A 24,025-nucleotide genomic window follows, 5' to 3' on the forward strand; every position below is an offset into this window, starting at 1 on the left:
TCGTTTAATGTCAGCAAAATGAAATTTATTAAAATTATTTGAATTGGAAAATAATGGTTTATTTTATGAAACTTATATATCTGAGAATAATTTTTCTTCATTAAATCTACCTTCTTTGCTCTTGGATTGCCTTATGAAGATTTTTTGTTTAGTAATTACTAGGATTACTAACCTTTACAATTTTGTTATTAATTCAACTGTTTGGTGAAATATAAAGTATTCTCAAAACGTTTAAGCTAATCAATTCCTAAATGCAAACCTATGGAAATCCAGATACTACCTATGGATGGTGGGCTGGTAATTCAGGTGTAGCGAATCGCTCAGGAAAATTCATTGCTGCTCATGTAGCTCATGCAGGATTAATTGTTTTCTGGGCGGGTGCATTCACCCTTTTTGAACTTTCACGATTTGACCCAAGCGTCCCAATGGGTCATCAACCTCTAATCGTTCTTCCTCATTTAGCAACTCTTGGAATAGGGTTCGATGCTAATGGTGTTGCTATGGGAGATACTAAACCTGTTCTAGCGATAGCAATAGTTCACTTAGTCTCTTCTATGGTTTTAGCAGCCGGGGGACTTTTACATTCTTTACTTCTTCCTGGAAATCTTGAAGATTCTGATATTGCAAGAGCTAGAAAATTCAATATTGAATGGGATAATCCAGACAAATTGACATTTATTCTTGGCCACCATTTAATTATTCTTGGTTTCGCAGTTATTGCTTTTGTCGAATGGGCAAGAGTTCATGGAATTTATGATCCAGCTATTGGTTCTGTAAGACAGGTTGAGTATGAATTAAATTTGGCCAAAATTTGGAATCATCAGACAGACTTTTTGACTATTGATAGTCTTGAAGAAGTAATGGGAGGTCATGCTTTCCTAGCTTTCGTTGAGATTACTGGTGGTGCTTGGCATATTGCTACTAAGCAAGTTGGTGAATATACCAAATTCAAAGGTAAAGGTCTTCTCTCCGCAGAAGCTGTTCTCTCATGGTCATTAGCTGGAATAGGCTGGATGGCTATTATTGCAGCCTTCTGGAGTGCAGCTAACACAACAGTTTATCCAACTGAATTCTTTGGTGAACCACTTGAATTGAAATTTAGTATTTCTCCATATTGGGTAGATACTGTCGATCTTCCTGATGGTGAGTACACTTCAAGGGCGTGGTTAGCTAATGTTCATTACTATTTCGGATTCTTCTTTATTCAAGGCCATCTATGGCACGCTTTAAGAGCACTAGGCTTTGACTTCAAGAGAGTTACAAATGCTATCAGTAATATTGATAGTGCAACGGTTACTCTTAAAGATTAATTCTTAAATTTAATTACTTATATCAAAAGGCTCCTCTTACAGGAGCCTTTTTTATTTGAAAAATTTTGTTTATTAATTTAGATTTAGAATTATATGTCTTTGAAATCATTGAATATTTTTTCTTTACAGAATAAAGATATTTTTTCAAATTCTCTTTTAATAAGTTTTTTTGGATTGCTAATAATATTTTTTTTGTTGATTTTTGGGAGGAAATTTAAACTAGCTGTACAACTTGAGAGATTTGGCTTACCGATAGCAGTTATATCAGGAATTTTAGGTATATCTATAGGCCCATTTGGAGCGATACACTTTTTACCAAAAGAAACAATCAATGTTTGGAGTAATTTTCCTACTCCTCTTTTGTCATTAGTCTTCGCAACTTTAATGATGGGAAGACCTATTCCGAATATAAATGGTTTAGTTAAACCAATTTTTAATCAATTTCTATTAGCTCTTTCCCTAGGTTTCGGACAGTTTTTTGTTGGCGGTTTGGTTGTTAGATATTTTTTGCCCTCATCTATGGATACAAATCCTCTAATGGGATGTTTAATAGAGGTCGGTTTTGAAGGCGGTCATGGAGCTGCATCGATAATCGGCGAAAGTTTTAATAAGCTAGGTTTCCCGAATGGTTTAGATCTTGGTTTGGCTATGGCAACAATGGGTCTTTTATCCTCTTCAATATTGGGCAGTATATTTATTTTTCTTGGTAGAACTTTAGGTCTTTCAGATACTGAAGAAATTATTGAACAAAAAGATAATCCAAAGGAAAAAAATAAGATAGGAATTTTTGCAGATTTAAGAATTTTTTTAATAAATCTTGGATTCGCAGGTTTGGCAATTTCTTTTGGTATTTTGCTCCTTAAATTTTTAAGGTATATTTCAAGTTCTTTTGGTGAATTTTCAAAGGAAATTATTTTTTCACTACCAGTATTCCCTTTTATCCTTATAGGCTCCCTCCTTATAAGATATATTTTAGAGAAAACCAAAAATACAGAATTTATTTCAAATATTCTCCAGAGGGAAATTGGTATTTTATCTACAGACTTATTGATTTTTACAGCTATGGCGAGTTTAGATATTGCAGTTGTTTTTGATAATTGGATACTTATTTTAGTGTTTACTATGTTTGGGTTATTTTGGAATTTAATCTGCATTGCTTATTTTGCTTACTTTATTTTTGATGATTATTGGTTTGAAAAAAGTTTGATAGAGTTTGGGAATTCTACAGGTGTGGTAGCTTCTGGGTTACTTCTTTTAAGGCTTGCGGATCCTAAAAATATTTCTAAGACTTTACCAATTTTTACTTCAAAACAGCTATTTGCTCAGTTAATTCTTTCTGGGGGACTATTTACAGTTCTTGCACCATTAATGATTTCTAAAATTGGATTAGATTATTGGACAGAAATTTGTGCCCTAATTACGTTCTCAATTCTTTTTATTGCATTGATTTTTAATAAAGCAGAGATTAAAAAGTTTCAATAATAACCCTAGAATGGTTTTAGGTTTAATTTTATTTTAATGTCATTTACTCCCTACGATATTCCACCTCAAGAAAATAAAGGGAAGTGGTTTAGGAGTCATTTACTTGGAAGGGAAATCGAACTTGGTGAATTGTATAGTCTTGGATCAAATGATTTAGATTTGCTTATGGCGGAGACTGCAGAAATCAGAAGCGATCTTGAGTTTAAGGAAAAAAATATAGGAAAATTTAGGACTGCAGGATATTTTTTGGAGTTAGCAAGAATAATTGAGAAAAGGAAGTTGTTGGAAAGTTAATTAGATGGAAAATAATTCTTTCTAGAGGATGGTACCCATAATTCGTATTTATACATTAAAGATTTAAATTCTCTATTTTTCTCAAACGAATCTAACCAGTTTTTTATTGAGGGCTCGAAATAATTTGTTCTTTTTTGACTTTCACAAGCGATTCTAAATTGTCTTACAAAAGGCCAAATAGACCAATCAGCGATTGTGGGTCTATCTCCAAAAAAGTATTTGTTTTGTGCAAGTAGTTCGTTCCATCTTTTTATAAATTTATTCGCCTTCCTGAAATGAAATTCTTCATTACTATTCTGATATCTCGTGGCATATTTAAATCGATCTAAGTGATATTTGAATTCTTTATCGTTTTCATTAATTATTTCAAAAATATCTTTCTTTTTATTATCAGGGAAATAAATTAATTTAATGTTTTCCTTTTTAGACTCTGAGAGTGCCCATAAGATGATTTCAAGACTTTCTTCAATAACTTCACTATTTTTTTTTATAAGTATTGGAACCGTTTTTGTCCTAGATTTATTAAGAAAATCTAGAGGTTTATTTTTTAAATCAATTTCTCTTATTTCTACTTTTATTTCACAAATTAACAGGGCCCATCTTGCACGAATTGCATATGGACATCTTCGAAATGAATATAAAATATCGTTTTTCATATTGTAAAAACTTTTAATTTCCCTAAATCTTTTAGTATTATCTAAGTAGGAACAGTATTAATTTTACAACGCAAATGTCGGGATATGTTTACCTTATAAGAGTAGGTGACCTTTATAGGATTGGGAAAACGGGTAATCTTGAAAAGAAAATTAAGAAAATAAAGCCAGATGAATTGTTAACATCAATAATGACTAAGGAGCCAGAAACTCTTGAAGCAAGATTACTAAGAAAATATAAGTCGCAAAGAATTCCTGAAACTGGTTATTTAAAGCTTTCTAAAAGACAAATTAGAGAATGTAAAAAGCAATTTGAATTAAAGGGTAGCTTACCTCACACTTTAGATGCAGAAGTTTCCATAACTCTATTTGCATCTTTTTTATTGTTTTCATTAAGTTCCTTTATTTTTAATTATTTAAATTTTGGATTTCTAAAAGCTATATCTTATTCTTTTGGAATGGCATCTCTACCAATGGTTGTATTGTTTATTACAGGTAGTTTTGGTGGATACTTTTCTGAAGATTTATCTCTTTTTTCTTTGTTAACTAATCGAATAAAAGGTTTATTTATAGCAATTGCAATGCTTTCAATGGCTTACTTAATTTTCAATTTAGGTTAAATTTCATAATTACAATTTAAGGCAATTTCAAATGGAACTGATTGGGTAGGTAACTTTAGAATAGTTGAGCATATTTCAGCAATATCTTCAGGCTGTGTCATGCTTGATTTGTCTAGGGAAGAGATATTTTGGGCCATTTCTGTATTAACCCAACTTGGGCAAATTGCTGAAATCCTTATATTTTCATCCCAACCTTTATTTTTCATTGTTTGGCATAATCCCATCAAAGCAAATTTTGAAGAAGAATAAGCGGCTAAATCCCCTTTGGATCTTTTCCCACTCATTGAAACTAAAACAATAATTCTTCCTCTACCTGAGGCAGATAAGTGTTCCCAAGAAAGCCTACATAAATTCCAAATTGCCAAAAAGTTGATATTGAGTGTATTTAAAATATCTTCTTCATCTCCATCTTTGAATAAGAAAGGAACCTTCGATAATACTCCAGAACAATTTATTACTGAATCAAAACCTCCAAATTTATCGACAGTGTTTTTTATCCAATTTTCGGCTGTAATTTTTTTTAATGCTTCATAGTGGTTGATTATTATTCTCCCTTCAGGCCATTTATTTGGATCAATAGAGCTTCCTTTTAATGATTCTAAATCTCTTATGCCAACACTAATTCTATTTCCTTCTTTTAATTCTCTATGTGCAATGTTGAGGCCAATACCTCTATTAGCTCCACTTATCAATATGGTTCTCATTCTTAAACTATATATTTGGAAATATTATCCTAAGTAACATTTTAAATTCTCTACCATGCATAATCATCAGACCTTTCTTAACACTCCATGGAGCCTTTATAAACATAATGCACATCGCATACACAATCTCTCTTAAGGAAAGAGTATCAGTTAGAAAACCATACCATTGATTTTTAGGTAATTGGAAAAAACTGCCAAAAAATTCTCTCAATAGTTTTTCGTCAAACCTCATGAGTTTTTCTAACCCAAATTGGTAAAGTGATTTCTTTCTAATTAATTCTTTTGACCATAAAGTTTCCCAACCTTTTCTTGCAATGTGATAGGTGCTAAGATTTTTGTTTTTAATAGCTTCTGATACTGCTTTTGCTACAAGTGGAGCTCTTCTTAAAAGATTACCAATTAAGTATCCTGATGCGGGATGTACCATTGAAGCAGCACCACCATATCCAAGTATTTGTTGTTTGAAATCTGGGATTGGCATATTCATAGGAAGAAATAAGCCAAGTTCTTCATGTTGCATGCTTGTGATTGATATATTTCGATAAGAAAGCCTCTTCTCAAGTCTCTTTTTTAAATTTTCCATTGTTAGAGGATTTACTAAACCAAGAGATGTCTCTTCAAGAAAATATTTCCCATCCCCCATATCCATGGCATAAAGAAAAGTAGGCGGTTCTTTTTTTTGCTCATCGTTAAGATGGTCATTTCTATAGTCCATTAATACAAACTGCCCTTTCTTAAGTGGAGGTTTACTAAAATTACCTACTATTCCATAACAAGTTTGGACTGCTAAAGGACCACAAGATTTTAATTTAAGAAAAATAGGATCATATCCTGTTGCATCTACTACTAATCTTGCAGAGTAAGTTTTACCATCTTTTGTCGTTACTGTACTTTTGTATTTTTCAAAATGTATTTTGTTTGCAAAGCCTTGATGCCATTTAATAAGAGACTTATTGCATTCATTAAACCAATAATTATGGAGTTTCTTCTTATCAAATAGTCCATAATCTAGTGAATGTTCCGTGGCTTTATTCTCGTCGTCCTGTTCTTCTAAAGCTCCATGCCCAAAAAAACTTACAGTATTCTTCCATCTATATTCAAGTAAATCCTGAAGCCCGAGTTGGTCAACTTCTTTTCCCCAAATGCCATATGTGTTTGGCCAAGGTTCATCTGGTCCATTTGGAGAAAGTACTTCAACATTTAATTTTTCCTTTCCTAAAGCTGAGGCAATCGCCATACCTGCAGGCCCTGCACCCAAAACAAGAACATCTGGCATATTTTCTTTTGACATTAAATGTAAATCTTATGATTAAGGAAATTTATGGGACAAATTATTACTTCTGCACTTAGGATTATATATTTCATCCAATACTTGTAATGAGAGTAGATTAATAATAATCAAATTACTCAATTACTAGTGACTAAGTTTTCAGTGTTTTAACAATAATTTATAAGATTACAAAATAAAAAATACTTATAAATTTTCTATTATAAAAAAAATATATAGCAAGTTAAATGATTAAAAATAAAAATACTTTAATTACTGGAGGTAATTCAGGCATAGGGCTTTTTGCCATCATTAATTTACTAAAGATGAAAAATAATTTATACGTTGTAATAAAATCTGAATTAAGAAAGAAAGAATTTCTCAAAACAATTGAGAAATATTTTGATAAAAATTACTTTAGTAAATATTTAAATATTATTGAAAATTGTGATCTTTCAAATCTAGAGAATATTAAAAAAATTAAAGATTACTTTATTAGTAAAAAGATTTTCTTAGATGTTGTTGTTTTAAATGCAGGATTGCAATATACGGGTTCTTTTTACCCTAAAGTATCAAAACAAGGCATAGAACTAACTTTTGCAGTTAATCATCTTGCACATTTTTATTTAGTGAATATCTTAAAAGATTTAATTAGAGATCAAGAAGAATCTAGAATCATTATTACATCATCAGATGTGCACGATCCCAAAAGTTCAGGTGGCAATATAGGAAAGAAAGCGGGACTTAATAACCTAGTTGATTTCAGAAAAAAAGTAACTGGGCAATTTTTAAATTTTAATGCTGATGAAGCTTATAAAAATAGTAAGTTATGTAATATTTTGTTTGCTAAAGAACTTGAAAAAAAATTAAAAATTTCCTCTAGTAAAATTTCTGTAATTACTTGGGCTCCTGGTCTAGTAATACCAAATGATGATTCCGGTTTTTTTAGATATAGTAAACGTTTTAATCTCTTTGGGTATTTGATCTTTTCTAAAGCTGCAAAAAATATTTTAGGAATTTCTGAAAGTATAGAAAATGCTGGTAAGATTCTTTCTGAAATTGTTTTTGATTCAAATTTAAATAATATTGGTTACGTTCATTTAAGTAATAAACTTATATCTTTTAAAAAACATAAATTAGTTGAAAGTAAGGTTAGTGATGAGGCTAATAATTCTGAGTTGGCTTCAAAACTCTGGATTTTTAGTGAAGAGATTTGTAGATTATTTGGCTTTGTTACTTTCAATATTTAAGGTTTGTGTTGGGAAAGCAAACTCTATATTATTAACCGCAAATTCCTCAATAATTCTTAGATTTATAGATTGTTGTGCTTCCATTGCAGCGAGATAATTATTTGTTGGGATGTAATAAACAAGTTCGAAATTAAGACTGAAGTCGCCGAAATCTGTGAAATGACATCTATCAAAAGACGCATCTTTTGTCTCTTCAACTATTTTTTTAATTATTATTGGAATCAATTTCATAAGTTCTGGAGAGGTTTCATAAACAACTCCCAATTTATGCACCAACCTCCTCTTTTCCATTTGTGCGTAATTTGAAATTATTCCATTTGTTAGGGCGCTGTTGCTCATTACTATTACTTCTCCATTAATACTTCTTATCCTTGAGGATCGTACTCCCACTCTCTCAACCATTCCAAGGACTCCATCAGATTTTATAAACTCACCTTTTTGAAAAGGTTTATCAAGCAAAATTGTTATATATTCAAAAAACTCCTGAACTGGATCTTTCAAAGCTAATCCTGCTCCAATACCTCCTGCACTTAGTAAAGCCCAAATAGCAGTCATTTGAACACCTATATTTTGTAAGAAAAATATTGAGCCAATAGTCCATGTTAATGCCTTTATCAATGGAGTTAGTGAAGATACCATTGAACTAATTGAGGAATCATTAATTTTCGAGGTGGATTCAGTTAAAGATCTTATTAAAACTTTGTTGAGAGCTTTTATGATGATTATTAATATAAATAATTTCAAAATATTCAATAAGACAGAGATAAAAGTTATTTCATCAGTAAAAAAATAGTCAATTGAAAAATAAAATGAGAGGAGGAAACCTATAGGTTTTATAATTCCAGAGATCACCTCAAAAATAAAATCATCGAAATTGGTTTTTGTTCTTTTGGAAATCTTTTTAAAAAATATTTTTGAAATTTTAGAAATTATTATCGACAATAAAGTTCCAATAAAAAAAATTGATATTGCCAGAAGGAAGTTTTCAGTAACTAATTTCATATTCAAATAAACCCTAAAAATTAATCTTTAATAAGATTTTAAATTATCTATAAACAACAAACCAGTATTTATTTTTCTTTAACTCATTATTATATTTCTAATTTCTTTAAATTCTTTTCTATCCGCAGTTTTGCATAATTCAAAAATTATTGATTCAGTTGTTGTTAAGATCGCCCCACTCTGAGTCATTCTTTGTAATGCTATTTCATGATCTAACCTATTTCGACTTCCCATGGCATCTGATATGAGAACAACTTCAAATCCTTTGCGTAAACAATCTAAGACTGTTTGTTGAATACAAATATGCGTTTCGATCCCACAAACTATCAAATTAGTAATTTTCTTATCTTTAAGTTCTTTTAAAAATTCTTCTAATTTAGCTAGGCTGAATTCCATTTTTTCAAATTTTCTTAATCCTGCTACGGGTGATAATTCAGGTATCGTTACCCCCAATTTGAGTGGGTTCTGTTCAGATATAAATATGTTCTCGTCTAAAATTTGGTAAGCATCTATTAGCTTTTTGATGTTTTTGATTATTGAATCCTTTTTAAAAATTGGTCTTATTATTTTTTCCTGAATATCAATAATCAGCAAGGCATTTACTTTCGATGATAATTTATCAGAAGAGATTTTTTGATCATTCATCATTTACATATAAAGATACAATTAAAATAATATTTAGAAGAACTTTAGTAAACATTTTAAATCAAAAAGTTGTTTTACTCTCATCTAGAGTTATTATTGAGAATAGCCAAAGGTTAATTTTGTCAATATCCTCGCAATACAATGTCTTTACATCTCCTCTTGGTGATGGTTTGCATAAAGATGGGAAGAGGTTAACTCCTCAGAGGCTAAAGGTTCTTAATTTATTTGAAAATATTGGCTCTGGAAAGCATCTTAGTGCTGAAGAGGTTCATGAAAAGTTAGTTAAAACAAGCTCCAAAGTTTCACTAGCAACAATTTATAGAACTTTAAGACTTTTAGTACAAATGGGTTTGCTTCATGAATTAGAACTCAGTGAGGGTGGACACAGATATGAATTGCTTAGTAACGACACACCGGACCATCATCATTTGATTTGTATTAGGTGTGGAAGAACAGAAGAATTTGAAAATGACGATGTTTTAGAGGCAGGCAAAGTTGCAGCAAAAGTTAATGGTTTTAAACTAATTGAATCATCTTTAAATGTTAGAGCTATTTGCCCTAATTGCATTTAGCAGGTTTTAACTTAAAGTCCCTCCGCAGCTTGATCCTGCACCTGCAGTGCAAGCAAAACAATGTTCTTTTACAGCTACCCCGTAGTCAAAAGTAAATGATTCATCCAATAGATCAAAAAGTAACTTTGGTCCTTTATTCTTTCGGAAATTTATCTGCTGGTTAAAGTCACAATCATAAATTTCTCCTAGCCAATTAACGCTAATTGTCTTTTTACACATAAGATTTTCTAAATTTTTTTCATTAAAATTCTCTTTTAGTAATTTGTAATAAGTATTTAGTTTCCCTTCTCTTCTAAGAGATTCTTCATATCTATTTATTGGCATATTAGTTATTGTGTATAAATTATTAAAAACGATTTTGTATTTATCAAATAGTATTTTTTTATAATCCTTCTCCAATATTTCCTGAGAAGGAGGAAGAATTGGGCTTACAGGGTTGTAAACAAGATTTAATTCTAATCCATTCTTTTTCTTTCCATAGCCTAAATTATTAAGAATTTTTAAGGCATTAATACTTTTTTCATAAACCCCAAAACCCCTTTGAAATTCAACATTATTTTTTTCATAACAAGGTAGCGAAGCCGTAACTATCACTTTATTCTTTGCAAGAAATTGAGGAAGATCTTCATAACCTTCTTCAAAGAAAATTGTCAAATTGCACCTATCAATAATACTAACTTGTTTTGTGCTCAAACTAGTTATTAGGTTTTTAAATTCTGGGTGAAGTTCTGGCGCACCACCTGTAATATCTAAAGTCTTGATTTTGTATTTTTCAATTATCTTTGGAATAAGAGATATCATTTCAGTGGACATCTTTTCAGTTCTCAGGGGACTCGAATTGACATGACAATGCTTACAAGCCTGATTGCATTTATAACCTATGTTAATTTGCAATGTTTCTATAGATTCTTTATATATTGAGGGGAATTTTTCTTTCATAAATCTATTATTCATAAATTGTCATTCGAAAAATAAAAAGTCAACTATTTTTTTTAAAGTTTGATCTTTTACTAGCAAGTTCAATAAACCAACTTATGTATTCTTTGGGACCATTTTTAAAAACCATGTCAAACTTTAAGTTGTCATAAACATCACTGATCCCTATCAAACCAGTTTTTTTTGTAGAGGGTCTTTCAACTTCGCCAGAACTACTATCTACAAAAATTATTTTATTATTAATCCCAAATTCATTACCTAATATTTGTATTAATTCTAGGAAAGACCTGTCACTTCCTCCTCTTAAATAACTTTTTTCATCATTATTTTTTTTTGATGTAACTGTGTCACCAACTCCTATAATCAAAGGCATATCTTCTTTTTGAATAGTTCTTTTGCATAAATCAATTTTTTCCGTGACAGAATTTGGAGAGTTTCTAAAATTAAAATTTCTTCCAAAAGGAGCTTTACCAGTTTTATCCGCAATAAATTTATTTAAAAGAAATAAAACTCCTGAATCTTTAACTGCTCCTTTAATAAGTAATTGTATATCTGTTGATCCGATATCATCTTGAGTAGAAAGTTTAATTGTTTCTCTACCATTCTTATTACCTAAATTTGGTGAAATATGAAGGAAGAATGAGTTTTTGAGTCCTTCGGATTCAGCTTTTAAGATGATTTCATTCATCATTTTTTCAAAACTAATTTGAATAAGCACTCTTTTATCAGAATCTTTGTGAACTAAATCAAATAGACTATTGAAATTAATCGTTGGCGAGAATCGTGTTTCACATATTGATTTTACTGCGTGAAAATTGATATCTTCTTGGCTAAGTTCAGGAAAAATATTCTTAACAATAAAATTAAATTTTGGTCTTATTAAACTAGGTACTTTAGATAAAAAATTTAGTTCTTTTTCTGAGACTCCTTCAAAACTTATTTCACCTTTGTTGTCTTGATACTCTACTCCACAGGCTGCTAAACCTCTTAAATATAGTTCTTTGTTTTTAGGCTCAGTAGTGCTTTTTAAACTCCTTTCTATTATTCTGTTAACCCCTCTTGGACCTTCATGTTCCCCGCAAGTTAATACAAAGAATTCATCGGCAAATTCTTTTACTGCATAGATATATTTTGATTCTAACTTTCTAGTCATTGGATCTTTAACTAAAGGGATACAAACCCCATCAATATCTTGAATAATTAAGATATTTTTAGAAGAAATTAATTTTTTTTGTGCCTTTAAATCACTTGCCTTATATTCCATATTTATAATTATTTATCTTTTAATTTAATTTTCATTTTTAATAAAAATTATAAATTAAAAAATTCAATATTTAAAATAAATAATTTGCTATGGTCAAGAATTGCTTTAATGTAGAAAAATATTGGTATGGGTAAGAAATTAAAAAAATTTACAAGAATTTCCAAAAATGAAGAATAATTTCATAGAAAACATTAATGATAAAAAATATTTTTATTCATTGATTGAAGATATTGAGAATAGCAAAGTTGGATTTTACAGTGTTGGTTTATATCCTGCTTCATTAGCATATAACTGTGCTATGCATGGAAATTCAAATAATATTCTCTTAGCTCCTAGGGAAGATAGAGATTTGTTAGGTGCTTTCTCAAATGATGTTCTTTCTGATATGGATAATGAGACTATTGAAAAGATTAAGAGAATGGGACATTATTCATCAGAAGGAATAAGAAAGTCTTTTGATCTAAAAGATCTTCTCTTGGGATGCGAAATAGTTATTCTTGCTTCAAATAGTAATCACATACAAGATGATGTTAAACATGCTTTAGAACTCAGAAAAACTTTAAAAAGAGAAAATGTAGTTCTTGGCTGTCTAGTCGGTTCTTTTTGCATTGATAATAAAAGTAAAAACCCTTTTATTCTCTGTAAAAAATATCCAAATTTAGCTTTTTTTACAGGATTTCATCGTCACGGAGCTTTAAGAAATCCTCATGATAGTTTTACTGCAAATTTCTGCCATCCTGATGCCTTAACTGCTTTAATAGGAGCTCGTATTTTGAATCAATTGTCCCCGAAAATTCAAGTTTCTCCTGGAGTTCATAATATTGAATGTCAATATATAAAATCAATAAAAAACATCTCATCCATATTTGCAGGTTTTGTAAATAACTTTCATTCCGATAAGCCAGGAATGCTACCTACCATAAATACGATTTTGTTAACTCAATGTTTAGATCAGGCCGCGTCAGTATCATTAAAAGTTAGAAAAGAAAATAAATTAGATAACAAATATCTTTCATTAAAAGAACTTGGTTATGGTGAAGAAGTAATTAGTGCAAAGGAATTAATTAATGATAAATTTTGTGAAAAAGGAGATTATACTTTCTCTCAGTTAAATGCTGTTAAGGCTGATGTCTTAGGTAGCATGACTCTACCAACTGAAGGAAAACCAACAAGGAATTTTCAGGCAGGGCAAGTTTTATCAGATATGCTTTTAAAACTCAAAAGATGTCCTAAAGATGTCTCAGAATTTTTAGATTGGTGTAATAAAAACTCTCTTAGTCAAGGAGGTTTAGAAGGTCTAAAATCTTTAAAATTTTGGCCAGATATTTATAAACAATTCAAAATCAAAAATAATAATTGTTCAATGATTAATATGATTTATTTATGCTTTAATGCTAATTCAGAAGAAAAAAAAGAAATTTATAAGGTTTTAATTAGTTCAGAAGAAATCACTAATTTTTGCCAAGAATCTGTGAAATCTGAATTATCTTTAGAACTAAATGAAAAGTTAAAAGGAGATTATCTTTTTAATGATATTGAAAACCTTTATAAAAAATTGTTTATTTACAAAGAGGGAAATGATCTTAAAAATAATGAATCTAGTAATCAAATTCTTAAAAAAAATCCAAGTTATATTAATGTATTGAAAATTATTAATAACTATTTTAATAATTAATTATTTGTTGAATTTACAAAAAAAACTATGTTTTTCATTTATTTACTAATCTTGATTGCAGGGTTAGAATTATTATGGTTTTAAAGGTTTTTTTTGAAAAAGGAATTATCACATCGTTCTTATGAACTGAAAGCTCTTGGTTGGAATCAAGAAGATTTAACAAGATACGAAGATTTATGGGACTATAGTCAAAGATGGGGATTAATAAATTTAGAAAGAGAAGACAGACAGTTTTTAAAGAAAGCAGAAAAGTTACTCCCAAAGATCCAAAATAAAAAGATATCCGTTAAAAAAACTATTGAAGAAAAATCATATTATTTATGGTTAAATTTTTACCTAGATGAAATCAATATTTTTAGTAAATCTAATATCCCTAAAAATAAACATGGTGTTTGGACAATCTTAATTGAAGAGGAAATAAAACTTCTTAAGGAATTACAACCAGTTATGGGTCTTCCAGATACTTTAAAAGCCAAAAATCTATTCGAAAATAGAAAAAATCTTATAAATAAAGCGTTTAGCGAATTTGATGCTCAAAACAACGATAAGGTTTTAAACTTTGATGAGGTTTTAAATAACTCTGAAAAAGATATTGGTAAGAATTGGAAATCAATTACCGAAAAAGATCCTGAGGCTAATAAAACTTTCCCAATAATTGAATCTGCAGATATTGAAAAACTCAGATCTGCGATAAAAGAGGATTTGAGTTTATATATGAAAGATAATTACCCCTCATTAAAAAAGGATTTATAAATATTTATCTTCTTTTTGTTTTTTTTTTGGACTTTTCTAAGTTAAATAGATAATAGGATTATTTAAAAATTTTGAGCAACCAAAAGTTCGAGACACTTCAGTTACATGCAGGCCAAGTTCCTGATCCAACTACAAATTCTAGAGCAGTACCCATTTATCAAACTAGTTCCTATGTCTTTGATAATGCAGAGCATGGAGCGAATCTTTTTGGATTAAAAGAATTTGGAAATATTTATACTCGACTTATGAACCCCACTACAGATGTCTTCGAAAAAAGAATGGCAGCTTTGGAGGGAGGAATGGCAGCACTTGCAACATCCTCAGGACAAGCTGCTCAATTCTTGGCAATCGTAAACTGCATGACAGCAGGGGATAATTTTATCTCTACATCTTTTCTATATGGTGGGACCTACAATCAATTTAAAGTACAATTTCCAAGATTAGGAATAGAAGTTAAATTTGCAGATGGTGATAGTATCGATAGTTTTCGAAATAAAATTGATGATAAAACCAAAGCAATATATGTCGAATCAATGGGAAATCCTCGTTTCAACATTCCAGATTTTGAGGGACTTTCTGCTTTGGCGAAGGAAAACGGAATTCCTTTAATAGTTGATAATACCCTTGGTGCTGGTGGTGCATTAATAAGACCAATTGATTTTGGAGCCAATGTTGTTGTAGAAAGTGCAACGAAATGGATCGGTGGACATGGAACAAGTATCGGAGGGGTTATTATTGATGCCGGAACCTTTGATTGGGGAAATGGTAAATTCCCACTAATGAGTGAACCAAGCGCTGCTTATCATGGGCTCGTTCATTGGGACGCTTTTGGTTTCGGTAGTGATATCTGTAAATCTTTGGGAGTACCTGATAATAGAAATATAGCTTTTGCGTTAAGAGCAAGACTTGAATGCCTGAGAGACTGGGGATCAGCTCAAAGTCCTTTTAATTCGTTTTTGTTATTGCAGGGTCTGGAAACTCTAAGTTTAAGAATAGAAAGACAAACTTCTAATGCTCTTGAATTAGCAAAATGGTTGAATTCTAATTCTAATGTAAGTAGTGTTAATTACCCAGGCCTAGAATCTGATCCATATTACTCAAGTGCCAAAAAATATACTACTGGAAGGGGAATGGGTTGCATGCTTATGTTCTCTCTTAATGGGGGTTATGAAAATGCAGTAAAATTTATTGATTCCTTAAAATTAGCGAGCCACCTTGCAAACGTTGGGGATTCAAAAACTTTAGTAATTCATCCGGCTTCAACAACTCATCAACAATTATCTGAAGAAGAACAATTATCTGCAGGAGTTACTCCCACGATGGTAAGAGTTTCTGTAGGAATTGAGCATATTGATGATATAAAAGCAGATTTCGAACAAGCACTTTCACAAATCACATAGGAAAGGAGATTTATTGGCTTTAATAATTCCTAGTAATTATCACAAGATTAGTGATGTTGAGAAAAATCATATATCTTGGATCGAACCAGAATTGGCAAAAAGACAGGATATACGTCCTCTCAGGATTGGTATTTTGAATATCATGCCTCTTGGCAAGCAGTATGAATTTAACTTACTACATCCACTTGGTTTATCTCCTCTTCAAATTGAGCCAGTTTGGATAAAGCTTGAAACTCACTCTTATAAAACATGGGATCTTAATCATCTAAATAATTTATACATAACTTGGGAAGAGGCAAATAATCCAGAACCGATAGATGGAATCATTATTACTGGAGCACCTATTGAGCACTTAGCCTTTGAGGATGTTAAGTATTGGGATGAATTTGTGAAAATTGTTAATGAAGCCAGAAATTCTTGTGCTAGTACTCTTGGATTATGTTGGGCAGGCTTTGCGCTGGCTTATTTGGCAGGGGTTGATAAGCAAGTTTTTGATAGGAAATTATTTGGGGTATTCCCTTTAAAAAGTCTTGTTCCTGGACACCCTTTGATGGGTACACAAGATGATGAATTTATATGTCCTCAAAGTAGATTTGCGGGATTACCAGATTTGGAAATGGAGAAGGCCCAAAAAGAAGGTAAATTGAATTTGTTGGCTTATGGAGAAAACGTCGGGTATACAATATTTGAATCTAATGATCAAAAACAACTTATGCATTTAGGTCATCCTGAATATACGGTGCATAGAATTATTAGTGAAATTGAACGAGACAAAGAAAAGGGAGATGTTCCTCCTCCTAAAAATTTTGATCCAAATAGTTCAAAAACCGCTTGGAGATCTCATAGGAATTTGCTTTTTCAGCAATGGCTTTGGTTTTGTTATCAACAAGTTAGTCTTAATTAACTTTTTTAATGAGCGCTTTCCATACCACCTAGTCTTTCAAATAAGTTAAGACTTTCTTTATTTAATCCTACAATTTCAACTTTAGAACCACCATTCTGGAATTTTCTAATAATTTGCTCAAGAGCAACAACGCCACTTTGATCCCAAATATGAGCTAAAGACATATCAATTACAATATTTTCAGGATGTTCATGAATATCAAACCCTTGTAAAAAATAAATTTTACTTACAAAAAATAATTGTCCTTTTACTTTGTAGGTAGTCAAATTATTTTCTTTAGCTCTTGAGACAGTTATAACTTTTGCGACTTTTCTGCTGAAAAGAATTGCAGCTAATGCAACTCCTGCAATAACTCCAAGTGCAAGATTATGAGGTTTTGTAAGCATTGTAACTGCAAAAGTCATAAGCATTACTGCAGTATCGCTTTTAGGTATCTTTCTAATATTTTTTAATCCATTTATATCTGCTGTACTTGTTGCGATCGTTATCATGATTGCTACTAAAGCAGCCATAGGGATTGCTCCAATCCAAGACTTCAAGAGGATAATCATAATTAATAGAGATATCCCTGAGGAGAGGGTTGATAATCTAGATTTACCACCATTTTCAGTATTCATAACAGATTGCCCAACTAAGGCACATCCTGCCATTCCTCCAAATAAGGATGCCACAATATTTGCGATTCCCTGTCCTCTTGCCTCTTTATTTTTATTAGAACTTGTATCAGTTACATCGTCTAAAATATCTTGAGTTAAAAAGGTTTCCATTAAACCCACGAGAGATATTGCAAGTGAAGTCGGTAAAATTATCCCTAATGTTTCAAGACTAAAAGGTACTTTCCCATTTTCTATTGATCCAAAAGGAAGAGAAATACTTGGTAATCCATCAGGTAATTTACCCAAATCGCTAACTGTTGGGACATCTAGATTAAAGAATATGCTTATAAGAGTAATTACTACAATTGCTATAAGTTGAGATGGGACTACTTTTGTGATTTTTGGAAGCCCATAGATAATTACTAATCCTAGGATTACAAGAATCCAAACTACTGGAATTTGAGAGTTAATTGGATATTGACTTATAGTTTGTTCAACTAATCCTTTTGATTCTTTAATACCTATTCCTAACTGAGGTAGTTGTGCTTGAAATATTAAAAGTGCCAGTGCATTTACAAATCCACTTAATACCCCTGTTGGCACGAATCGCATTTGGTAGGCAAGTCTTAAATATCCCCAAAGAATTTGGAATATTCCAGTTAATATTCCAGCTGCAATAAGATATGGGACTCCTAATCCAGGAGCTTGTGATTCTCCGTAAGCAACAAGTCCAGTCATTAAAAGAGCTGTTGAACCTGTGGCTGAAGTGATCATCCCCCTTCTTCCTCCAACAATCGCAATTGTTATGGATAAGCAAAATGCACCAAAAAGGCCAACTTTAGGATCTACACCAGCTATACCTGAAAAAGCAATTGCTTCTGGGATCATTGCAAAAGCAACAACTAAGCCAGAGAGAATATTTGACTTTGGATCATCTAACCAATTTTTAGATAAATATCTTGAGAAATTTGACATTTTAAGTTTCTTTATAGTTAAGAAGTTACCTCATAAAGGAGGCAAAATACCTTGTGGGTCAAAAATATTCTTTAAAGTTTTTAATTCATTCATTCTAGTTCCAAAGGCTAAAGTAACTTCTTCTTCATGAGAATTCAAATGATTATGCAATTGAGCTAAGTGAATATTGGGATAAAACCTTTTTAGCTTGCTCCATGATTTATATATCCACTCTAGAGCTACTTCTTTTTCTTGAAGATCATTCTTTTTCCATGATGCATATATCCATGGTTTCCAAGTACTTTTTCTATGAACAAAAAAGCTTGAGCCATTATTTAACTTTTTAGTTTTGCAACCTAATTGTTGAGAAGCAATATAACAGGAATTATTAGGTTTATTATCCATTATTTCATTCAAACATTTTATTAAAATTGGGATATCATTTTTTAAATCTTCTCCAAGAAGACTAATTACCTCAGAATGGTTATTTGCATTCAGCTCATATAAATTCAATTCCTTTGGAAAAAAATTAATTTTGTTAAAGTTCTCATAAAATTGTTTTTCTAGAGCAGGGAATTTATCTAGAAGCATTAAGTATTCTTCAGTTGTTTTATCCTCTAAATTATTTTTGAGTTCAGCAAAAATATATATATAAATTTTTTGGGCGTAAATCCATTGAAGACTAATATTTTTTGGAAATTCCTCTGATAGTTTTATTATTTCTGAAAGTTCATTTGGATTTACAAATCCTTCAATAACCTTTATTGGATTAGATTGGATAGTCTTAAGTTCTATTTCGGTAATAATGGAGAAGAAGGGTGCTGCACCTTTAATTGCTTCCCAAATCAATTGTTCTTCTGGATTTATTTGATTTTTTTTTAAAGAGATAAATGTGCCATTTCCTAAGAAACCTTTTATTGATTCAATATTATCAATGGCTAATCCGTAGGCTCTACTTAGCGGGCTTACTCCACCAGTAAGTATATAGCCTGCTCCAGGAAGTTTAGACAGTCCGATTGGAAAACTTCGATTATGTTTTTGTAAATGATTTACTAGATCCCCCATTATTACTCCACCTCCAATTGTTACTAAATTGGTTTTTCTATCTAGGTGAATTTTGCTGTGATTTTTTCTTAGATCAAGAGTTGTAAAACCATTTTTTGCACAGCTAGAGGTTGTACCTCCACTACATACGCAAAGGTGCTCGAATTTTTCATTAGAATAATTATCCTCATTAAATAAGGAGTCATCAACGTCATAAATTAATTTCTTTAATTTTGCATCCTTTGAGTTTATATTTGGAACTTCAAGCAAATTATTATTTTTCACTACATGTTATTGTTCTTTACTATTATGGTATAAGTAACAACTTGATTTTGGATAATTTGGATTCAAAGTTAAATAATCAAGTCGCGATACTTATCTGTGGACACGGGAGTAGAAATAAACTAGCCATTACTGAATTTCAAGAATTAACTAATTTCATCCAAAAAAGATATCCAAACTTTTTAGTTGAATATGGCTTCTTGGAATTCGCTAAACCTTCACTTGTTGATGCTCTAGACAAGTTAAGAGATCTGTCTATAAAAAAAGTAATTGCAATACCCGCAATGCTTTTCGCTGCTGGCCATGTAAAAAACGATATACCTAGCTTGCTTATGAATTATTCAAGTAAAACAGGTATTGAAATAATTTATGGAAGAGAGTTAGGTATTAATAATTTAATGATTAGTGCAGCTTGTGAAAGAGTTAAAGATGTATTTAAACAAAATAATACTCTCAAACCTGAAGAATCATTATTAGTTGTTGTTGGTAGAGGTTCTTCTGACCCAGATGCGAATTCCAATGTTTCAAAAATTACGAGAATGATCGTAGAGGGTATTGGTTTAGGGTGGGGGGAAACAGTTTTTTCTGGAGTAACTTTCCCTCTTGTTGAACCTGGCTTAAAAAATGTTGTGAGACTTGGTTATAAAAATATCATTATTTTCCCTTATTTTCTTTTCTCAGGCGTCCTTGTCACAAGAATAAAAAGGCAAAGTGATTTAGTTGCGATTAATAATCCTAAGATTTCATTTATACATGCAAAATATCTTTCATCACAGTCTTATGTGGTCGATACTTTTGTAGAAAGGATTGAAGAGATTCTTAATGACGAAGATAAGAATTTTATGAATTGTTCAACTTGTAAATATAGATCAAATTTATTTGGCTTTGAAAAAGAAGTTGGAATGGTACAAGAAAGTCATCATGACCATGTAGAGGGCTTGGGTATCAGCTGTGATTTATGTGATCCTGAATGTAATGGTGCTTGTGAAATACAAAAGCAAATCCCAACTCATAACCAAGAAAAATCAAACTCAGGTGAAGGTAATTACTTAGAACATGAACATGTGGAGGTTCATCAAGATGAACATAACCACCATCACCATCACCATAGTATTTATCCAAATTCAAATCACCCCTTGGGACCTGTCACGCTTCGCTTGTTAAATTAAGACTAAATCTTAAGAAAACCCGTTGAAAACCAATGAATCACCTGTCTCTTTCTCGACTAAGTCTTAATAGACTCAGTATATATAAGTATTCTTAATATAAAATTTTGAAAGTATTTTAAGCTAGATTTTCCACAATTTACAGGCTGTTTTCCACGTCCAAATCCACATTGGATTAGAAATGCCAGCATTTTTTTTAAAAAACAGGACTTCAACATTATTGTTGACTTTTCTTTAAGAAGTATTCAATTTCCTCATTTAAAAAGGCAGTTTTTAAAAAACCTATTTATAACATGAGTCTCATTTGATAATTTGAAAAGTTTCATAGCAGATATTTTTTGATTTTTTTAGAAAAAAATATCATTATGGTTATGTAGAAAAATATAGGTTTATGGACAAAATCTGCCAATCAAATTTAACTGAAAAAAAACTCCTAGAGTGCTCTTCAAATAAAGTCTCATTAGAAACAGAGCTTTCAGAAACTCTCTACAACACTATGAAAGATTTTGTATTAAGTAACCCAACTTGGGATCAATATAAGCTTATAAATTCTGCATTAGCTTCTTTTCTGATTCAAAACGGATGTACTGATAATTCTGTCTCAGAGATTTATTTAAATCAACTATTTACTCCTTCTAAATCTTTTTAATATTTAGGCATGCTCTCCTGCACAAAGCCATCATCGTAAGTGTTGGGCTTTGCCAAGATGAAGTTGGCCAGCAAGCTCCATCTAGCACAAGTACATTCTTGCATCTCCATAATCTATTAAATTTATCAACTACGCTATTTTCTTCATTAGATCCCATTGGTGCGCCTCCTACTTCATGTATGTAATAACCTGGGGGAGGGGTACTATCTGAAAGTGCTATCAAGTTTTTTGTAAGTAAACTACCAAATGGGATATTTATTAGTTCATCAATATTTTTTATTTCTCCATCTGCAGCTTTTATTGATTTTCGGATTGTTTTTTCCATATGTTTTGCCATATTTAACTCATTCTCGCTCCATTCGAATTCAATGTAGGGAATTGGTATCCCCCATTCATCTGTTTTTTTTGAGAGAGAAACTGAGTTTTTCTCTCTGGGAAGGACCTCACCATGAGCGATAAGAAAGCCAATGGATGAGTGTTTATCTTTTTGCAGAAATTTAGGTATCCCTAATCTATCAATTGCTCCCCATATTCCATACCCTCTATGGAAATTTATACCTTCAATTTTTGGTAAATTTGAACCAAATGGAATAAAGAAGCTGCCTGCTCCAGAAAGATCGGGAGGGTCAAATAATTGTTTATCTGAGTTTTTTGTTTTTGAGACTGAAAAAAATCTACAGATAGATATGTGATCCATGAGGTATTTACCTAATTTCCCAGAATTATCTGTAAACCCTAAGGAATTTGATTTATTTTCTGAGTTAAGTAGTATTCTCAGCGTAGAAATTGTTGATGCGCAAAGAAGAATTAAATCACAATCTAATACTTCTTTGTGTCCATTTTCTAGGTTTACGATCGTTAGTTTTGAGGCAAGCTCTGTTATCTTGTTAATTTCAAAAGACTCCACTAAGTGATTAGAGATTATTTGCACATTTCCAGTATCTAAAGCTTTTTTTAAAGAGCTTCCTACACTAGAGGATTTAGGCCATTTTTTATCTTTTACTGATGAATTACAGTTAAATCCTCTTGATTGGATAAATGGATAGTTTAATTTTGCTTGAACTTTGCAGCCAAAAATATTTTCGTTTTCTGTAAGAGGGATTTCTCCAATAAATTTCCCGTTTGGAACTTCTTTAATGTCATCTTTTCGTCCATAGATTCCACAGAAATTTTCAATGAAATCATAGTGAGGTGATAGATCATCGTATGAAATAGGCCAGTTTGGTCCGAATCTGTCATTTTTAGCTGGATGAAAATCTTCTGAGGAAAGTCTTAATGTTATGCCTCCCCACGTTAATGATCTTCCCCCATATTGTTTACCTTGGGTCCAAAGAAATGGCTTTTTTTTTGGGAAGTCATAAGGATGCTTCAATTCATTTGAATATAAGTCAGGATTATTCTTCCAATAACCAGGATGTTGACATTGTTTGGCATGTTTTTTTGTTAAAACTCCTGATAATCTTTTTAATGTACTTTTTGGCTCATGATTACTAGCTTCATGCCTTTTAACTTGAGGCCCTGCTTCTATTACTAAAACTTTGATCCCTTTTTCTGCCAATGTTAGTGCTGCTATTCCTCCTGTAGCTCCAGAACCAACTACAATTGCATCATAAGGACTTATATCCAAAACCTAGTTCGTGATTTGCTATTTCAATAAATATAGCATTCAGTAAATAATTAATTTTTAGATTTCAGCTTAAGAAGTTAGAATTTATTGAAATACTACTCAAAAAATGAGATTTATAATTTTAACTTTTTTAATAATTGTTTTAATCCTCCCTTCTAGAAGCTTCGCTGCGTTGGATTATGGTAAACAATCCTTGGTAGGGGCTGATTTTTCTGGATCTGATTTAAAAGGAGCAACTTTCTATTTGACTGATTTACAAGACGCAAATTTATCAGATTGTGAGCTCCAAAATGCGACTCTTTATGGAGCAAAATTAAAAGATACTAATTTAAGTAACTCTAACTTGAGAGAAGTAACTTTAGACTCAGCTGTTTTAGATGGAACAGATTTATCAAATACTAACTTGGAGGATTCATTTGCTTATAGTACCCAGTTTGAAAATGTAAAAATACAAGGTGCTGACTTCACAAATGTTTTTTTGCCAAAAGATATTATTAGGAAATTTTGTGAAAGTGCCACTGGAACTAATCCAATCACAAATAGAGAAACCAGAGAAACTTTAGAGTGCGATTACATTTAAATTTATGCAAATACAAGTTCTTTTTTTATCATTCTTTGTTTATAAAGTGATCTTCCAACAGGCCAACCTAAAATAGATAAATGTCTCATTAAAGAACTTGAGTATTTGAAATAAAAATTGTCTGAATATTTGATACCAAGTTCTTTTAGAGTGGTTATTAATAAACAAAGATCTTTCTTGTTGCCTTTTTTCATATCCAATAATATCAATGCTTCTCTTGATAATTTTTTTTCTAGAACCTTATCATTTTCAGCAAAACCAACTTTAAGTGAATTTAATTCATCAGAATAAAGAGTATAAATTATTCCATCTTTGAATTTATCTATATAAGTATCTACATTAAACCTTGATGATTTTAATGTTTTGTATCCTTTAATGATTTTTCTGTTATTCATA

The 24,025-nt window shown here is 31.1% G+C and carries 24 protein-coding genes; 13 read left to right on the top strand and 11 right to left on the bottom strand.

Annotation, left to right across the window (positions count from 1 at the left end; all coding sequences use genetic code 11):
* The first annotated feature begins 251 nt into the window (after nucleotides 1-251).
* The 3 genes from HA149_RS03270 to HA149_RS03280 all read left to right on the top strand — a co-directional run bounded on the left by HA149_RS03270 (nucleotide 252) and on the right by HA149_RS03280 (nucleotide 3,086).
* Nucleotides 252-1,310, top strand: a complete 1,059-nt coding sequence (locus HA149_RS03270) for a chlorophyll a/b binding light-harvesting protein (protein WP_025943718.1) — start codon at nucleotides 252-254, stop codon at nucleotides 1,308-1,310.
* A gap of 93 nt (nucleotides 1,311-1,403) precedes the next feature.
* Nucleotides 1,404-2,792, top strand: coding sequence for a sodium:solute symporter (locus HA149_RS03275; RefSeq protein ID WP_209112982.1), 1,389 nt, complete (start codon nucleotides 1,404-1,406; stop codon nucleotides 2,790-2,792).
* A gap of 36 nt (nucleotides 2,793-2,828) precedes the next feature.
* Nucleotides 2,829-3,086 carry a hypothetical protein gene (locus tag HA149_RS03280; protein ID WP_209112985.1) on the top strand — a complete coding sequence of 86 codons (258 nt, stop codon included), beginning with the start codon at nucleotides 2,829-2,831 and terminating at the stop codon, nucleotides 3,084-3,086.
* Here the strand turns inward: HA149_RS03280 and HA149_RS03285 are convergent.
* Nucleotides 3,083-3,742: a glutathione S-transferase gene (locus tag HA149_RS03285; RefSeq protein WP_209112987.1), complete on the bottom strand. Its 660-nt coding sequence runs from the start codon at nucleotides 3,740-3,742 to the stop codon at nucleotides 3,083-3,085. The genes HA149_RS03280 and HA149_RS03285 overlap by 4 nt on opposite strands.
* 74 nt (nucleotides 3,743-3,816) lie before the next feature.
* Between HA149_RS03285 and HA149_RS03290 the strand changes: the two genes are divergently transcribed.
* Nucleotides 3,817-4,359 carry a GIY-YIG nuclease family protein gene (locus tag HA149_RS03290; RefSeq protein WP_209112989.1) on the top strand — a complete coding sequence of 181 codons (543 nt, stop codon included), beginning with the start codon at nucleotides 3,817-3,819 and terminating at the stop codon, nucleotides 4,357-4,359.
* Here the strand turns inward: HA149_RS03290 and HA149_RS03295 are convergent.
* The gene (locus tag HA149_RS03295; RefSeq protein WP_209112991.1) at nucleotides 4,356-5,063 is read right to left on the bottom strand and encodes an SDR family NAD(P)-dependent oxidoreductase; all 708 of its coding nucleotides are present in this window, start codon (nucleotides 5,061-5,063) and stop codon (nucleotides 4,356-4,358) included. The genes HA149_RS03290 and HA149_RS03295 overlap by 4 nt on opposite strands.
* Before the next feature lie 7 nt (nucleotides 5,064-5,070).
* Nucleotides 5,071-6,354: a lycopene beta cyclase gene (gene crtL, locus HA149_RS03300; protein WP_209112993.1), complete on the bottom strand. Its 1,284-nt coding sequence runs from the start codon at nucleotides 6,352-6,354 to the stop codon at nucleotides 5,071-5,073.
* A gap of 224 nt (nucleotides 6,355-6,578) precedes the next feature.
* Here crtL and HA149_RS03305 point away from each other — a divergent pair, with 224 nt between their 5' ends.
* Complete coding sequence (locus HA149_RS03305) at nucleotides 6,579-7,580, top strand: SDR family NAD(P)-dependent oxidoreductase (RefSeq protein WP_209112995.1); 1,002 nt, start codon at nucleotides 6,579-6,581, stop codon at nucleotides 7,578-7,580.
* On the opposite strand, the gene HA149_RS03310 is transcribed toward HA149_RS03305, so the two are convergent.
* Both HA149_RS03310 and HA149_RS03315 read right to left on the bottom strand, forming a co-directional pair.
* On the bottom strand, nucleotides 7,551-8,582 hold the full coding sequence (locus tag HA149_RS03310) for a mechanosensitive ion channel family protein (RefSeq protein WP_209112997.1): 1,032 nt from the start codon (nucleotides 8,580-8,582) through the stop codon (nucleotides 7,551-7,553). The genes HA149_RS03305 and HA149_RS03310 overlap by 30 nt on opposite strands.
* A 78-nt stretch (nucleotides 8,583-8,660) precedes the next feature.
* Nucleotides 8,661-9,230, bottom strand: a complete 570-nt coding sequence (locus HA149_RS03315; protein ID WP_209112999.1) for a hydrolase — start codon at nucleotides 9,228-9,230, stop codon at nucleotides 8,661-8,663.
* Nucleotides 9,231-9,346: 116 nt separating this feature from the next.
* Between HA149_RS03315 and HA149_RS03320 the strand changes: the two genes are divergently transcribed.
* The gene (locus HA149_RS03320; protein ID WP_209113001.1) at nucleotides 9,347-9,799 is read left to right on the top strand and encodes a Fur family transcriptional regulator; all 453 of its coding nucleotides are present in this window, start codon (nucleotides 9,347-9,349) and stop codon (nucleotides 9,797-9,799) included.
* 6 nt (nucleotides 9,800-9,805) lie between these two features.
* Here the strand turns inward: HA149_RS03320 and arsS are convergent, their stop codons facing one another.
* The gene (arsS, locus tag HA149_RS03325; RefSeq protein WP_209113003.1) at nucleotides 9,806-10,738 is read right to left on the bottom strand and encodes an arsenosugar biosynthesis radical SAM (seleno)protein ArsS; all 933 of its coding nucleotides are present in this window, start codon (nucleotides 10,736-10,738) and stop codon (nucleotides 9,806-9,808) included.
* 40 nt (nucleotides 10,739-10,778) lie between these two features.
* Nucleotides 10,779-11,999, bottom strand: a complete 1,221-nt coding sequence (gene stpA / locus HA149_RS03330) for a glucosylglycerol 3-phosphatase (RefSeq protein WP_209113005.1) — start codon at nucleotides 11,997-11,999, stop codon at nucleotides 10,779-10,781.
* A 166-nt stretch (nucleotides 12,000-12,165) separates the two neighbouring features.
* Between stpA and HA149_RS03335 the strand changes: the two genes are divergently transcribed.
* The 4 genes from HA149_RS03335 (at nucleotide 12,166) to HA149_RS03350 (ending at nucleotide 16,731) form a co-directional block, all read left to right on the top strand.
* On the top strand, nucleotides 12,166-13,674 hold the full coding sequence (locus tag HA149_RS03335) for a hypothetical protein (protein ID WP_209113008.1): 1,509 nt from the start codon (nucleotides 12,166-12,168) through the stop codon (nucleotides 13,672-13,674).
* Nucleotides 13,675-13,767: 93 nt separating this feature from the next.
* Nucleotides 13,768-14,427, top strand: a complete 660-nt coding sequence (locus tag HA149_RS03340) for a hypothetical protein (protein ID WP_209113010.1) — start codon at nucleotides 13,768-13,770, stop codon at nucleotides 14,425-14,427.
* 71 nt (nucleotides 14,428-14,498) lie between these two features.
* Nucleotides 14,499-15,827, top strand: a complete 1,329-nt coding sequence (locus HA149_RS03345) for an O-acetylhomoserine aminocarboxypropyltransferase/cysteine synthase family protein (protein ID WP_209113012.1) — start codon at nucleotides 14,499-14,501, stop codon at nucleotides 15,825-15,827.
* A 13-nt stretch (nucleotides 15,828-15,840) separates the two neighbouring features.
* Nucleotides 15,841-16,731, top strand: coding sequence for a homoserine O-succinyltransferase (locus tag HA149_RS03350; protein WP_209113015.1), 891 nt, complete (start codon nucleotides 15,841-15,843; stop codon nucleotides 16,729-16,731).
* A gap of 5 nt (nucleotides 16,732-16,736) precedes the next feature.
* Here the strand turns inward: HA149_RS03350 and HA149_RS03355 are convergent, their stop codons facing one another.
* The gene (locus HA149_RS03355; RefSeq protein WP_209113017.1) at nucleotides 16,737-18,302 is read right to left on the bottom strand and encodes a SulP family inorganic anion transporter; all 1,566 of its coding nucleotides are present in this window, start codon (nucleotides 18,300-18,302) and stop codon (nucleotides 16,737-16,739) included.
* A 30-nt stretch (nucleotides 18,303-18,332) separates the two neighbouring features.
* Nucleotides 18,333-19,610 carry an FAD-binding protein gene (locus tag HA149_RS03360; RefSeq protein WP_209113019.1) on the bottom strand — a complete coding sequence of 426 codons (1,278 nt, stop codon included), beginning with the start codon at nucleotides 19,608-19,610 and terminating at the stop codon, nucleotides 18,333-18,335.
* A 41-nt stretch (nucleotides 19,611-19,651) separates the two neighbouring features.
* On the opposite strand from HA149_RS03360, the gene HA149_RS03365 reads away from it, so the two are divergent.
* Nucleotides 19,652-20,776: a sirohydrochlorin chelatase gene (locus tag HA149_RS03365; protein WP_245154660.1), complete on the top strand. Its 1,125-nt coding sequence runs from the start codon at nucleotides 19,652-19,654 to the stop codon at nucleotides 20,774-20,776.
* A 388-nt stretch (nucleotides 20,777-21,164) separates the two neighbouring features.
* A complete protein-coding gene (locus HA149_RS03370; RefSeq protein WP_209113023.1) occupies nucleotides 21,165-21,422 on the top strand; it encodes a DUF2811 domain-containing protein in 258 nt (85 codons plus the stop codon).
* Here HA149_RS03370 and HA149_RS03375 read toward each other — a convergent pair.
* Complete coding sequence (locus HA149_RS03375; RefSeq protein ID WP_209113025.1) at nucleotides 21,409-23,049, bottom strand: GMC oxidoreductase; 1,641 nt, start codon at nucleotides 23,047-23,049, stop codon at nucleotides 21,409-21,411. The two genes, HA149_RS03370 and HA149_RS03375, sit on opposite strands and share 14 nt — an antisense overlap.
* A 106-nt stretch (nucleotides 23,050-23,155) precedes the next feature.
* On the opposite strand from HA149_RS03375, the gene HA149_RS03380 reads away from it, so the two are divergent.
* Nucleotides 23,156-23,629, top strand: a complete 474-nt coding sequence (locus HA149_RS03380) for a pentapeptide repeat-containing protein (protein WP_209113027.1) — start codon at nucleotides 23,156-23,158, stop codon at nucleotides 23,627-23,629.
* Nucleotides 23,630-23,631: 2 nt separating this feature from the next.
* Here HA149_RS03380 and HA149_RS03385 read toward each other — a convergent pair whose 3' ends face one another.
* A complete protein-coding gene (locus tag HA149_RS03385) occupies nucleotides 23,632-24,024 on the bottom strand; it encodes an LEM domain-containing protein (protein WP_209113029.1) in 393 nt (130 codons plus the stop codon).
* Between the last annotated feature and the right edge of the window lies 1 nt (nucleotide 24,025).

Origin of the sequence: Prochlorococcus marinus XMU1406 (assembly GCF_017696055.1) — a bacterium.
GTDB classification, from domain to species: Bacteria; Cyanobacteriota; Cyanobacteriia; order PCC-6307; family Cyanobiaceae; genus Prochlorococcus_A; species Prochlorococcus_A marinus_W.

Excerpts from the sequence above, each read along its gene's own strand:
- HA149_RS03270 (WP_025943718.1), top strand. The coding sequence starts at position 252 with ATGCAAACCTATGGAAATCCAGATACTACCTATGGATGGTGGGCTGGT.
- HA149_RS03275 (WP_209112982.1), top strand. The coding sequence starts at position 1,404 with ATGTCTTTGAAATCATTGAATATTTTTTCTTTACAGAATAAAGATATT.
- HA149_RS03280 (WP_209112985.1), top strand. The coding sequence starts at position 2,829 with ATGTCATTTACTCCCTACGATATTCCACCTCAAGAAAATAAAGGGAAG.
- HA149_RS03285 (WP_209112987.1), bottom strand. The coding sequence starts at position 3,742 with ATGAAAAACGATATTTTATATTCATTTCGAAGATGTCCATATGCAATT.
- HA149_RS03290 (WP_209112989.1), top strand. The coding sequence starts at position 3,817 with ATGTCGGGATATGTTTACCTTATAAGAGTAGGTGACCTTTATAGGATT.
- HA149_RS03295 (WP_209112991.1), bottom strand. The coding sequence starts at position 5,063 with ATGAGAACCATATTGATAAGTGGAGCTAATAGAGGTATTGGCCTCAAC.
- crtL (WP_209112993.1), bottom strand. The coding sequence starts at position 6,354 with ATGTCAAAAGAAAATATGCCAGATGTTCTTGTTTTGGGTGCAGGGCCT.
- HA149_RS03305 (WP_209112995.1), top strand. The coding sequence starts at position 6,579 with ATGATTAAAAATAAAAATACTTTAATTACTGGAGGTAATTCAGGCATA.
- HA149_RS03310 (WP_209112997.1), bottom strand. The coding sequence starts at position 8,582 with ATGAAATTAGTTACTGAAAACTTCCTTCTGGCAATATCAATTTTTTTT.
- HA149_RS03315 (WP_209112999.1), bottom strand. The coding sequence starts at position 9,230 with ATGATGAATGATCAAAAAATCTCTTCTGATAAATTATCATCGAAAGTA.
- arsS (WP_209113003.1), bottom strand. The coding sequence starts at position 10,738 with ATGAAAGAAAAATTCCCCTCAATATATAAAGAATCTATAGAAACATTG.
- stpA (WP_209113005.1), bottom strand. The coding sequence starts at position 11,999 with ATGGAATATAAGGCAAGTGATTTAAAGGCACAAAAAAAATTAATTTCT.
- HA149_RS03335 (WP_209113008.1), top strand. The coding sequence starts at position 12,166 with ATGAAGAATAATTTCATAGAAAACATTAATGATAAAAAATATTTTTAT.
- HA149_RS03355 (WP_209113017.1), bottom strand. The coding sequence starts at position 18,302 with ATGTCAAATTTCTCAAGATATTTATCTAAAAATTGGTTAGATGATCCA.
- HA149_RS03370 (WP_209113023.1), top strand. The coding sequence starts at position 21,165 with ATGGACAAAATCTGCCAATCAAATTTAACTGAAAAAAAACTCCTAGAG.
- HA149_RS03380 (WP_209113027.1), top strand. The coding sequence starts at position 23,156 with ATGAGATTTATAATTTTAACTTTTTTAATAATTGTTTTAATCCTCCCT.
- HA149_RS03385 (WP_209113029.1), bottom strand. The coding sequence starts at position 24,024 with ATGAATAACAGAAAAATCATTAAAGGATACAAAACATTAAAATCATCA.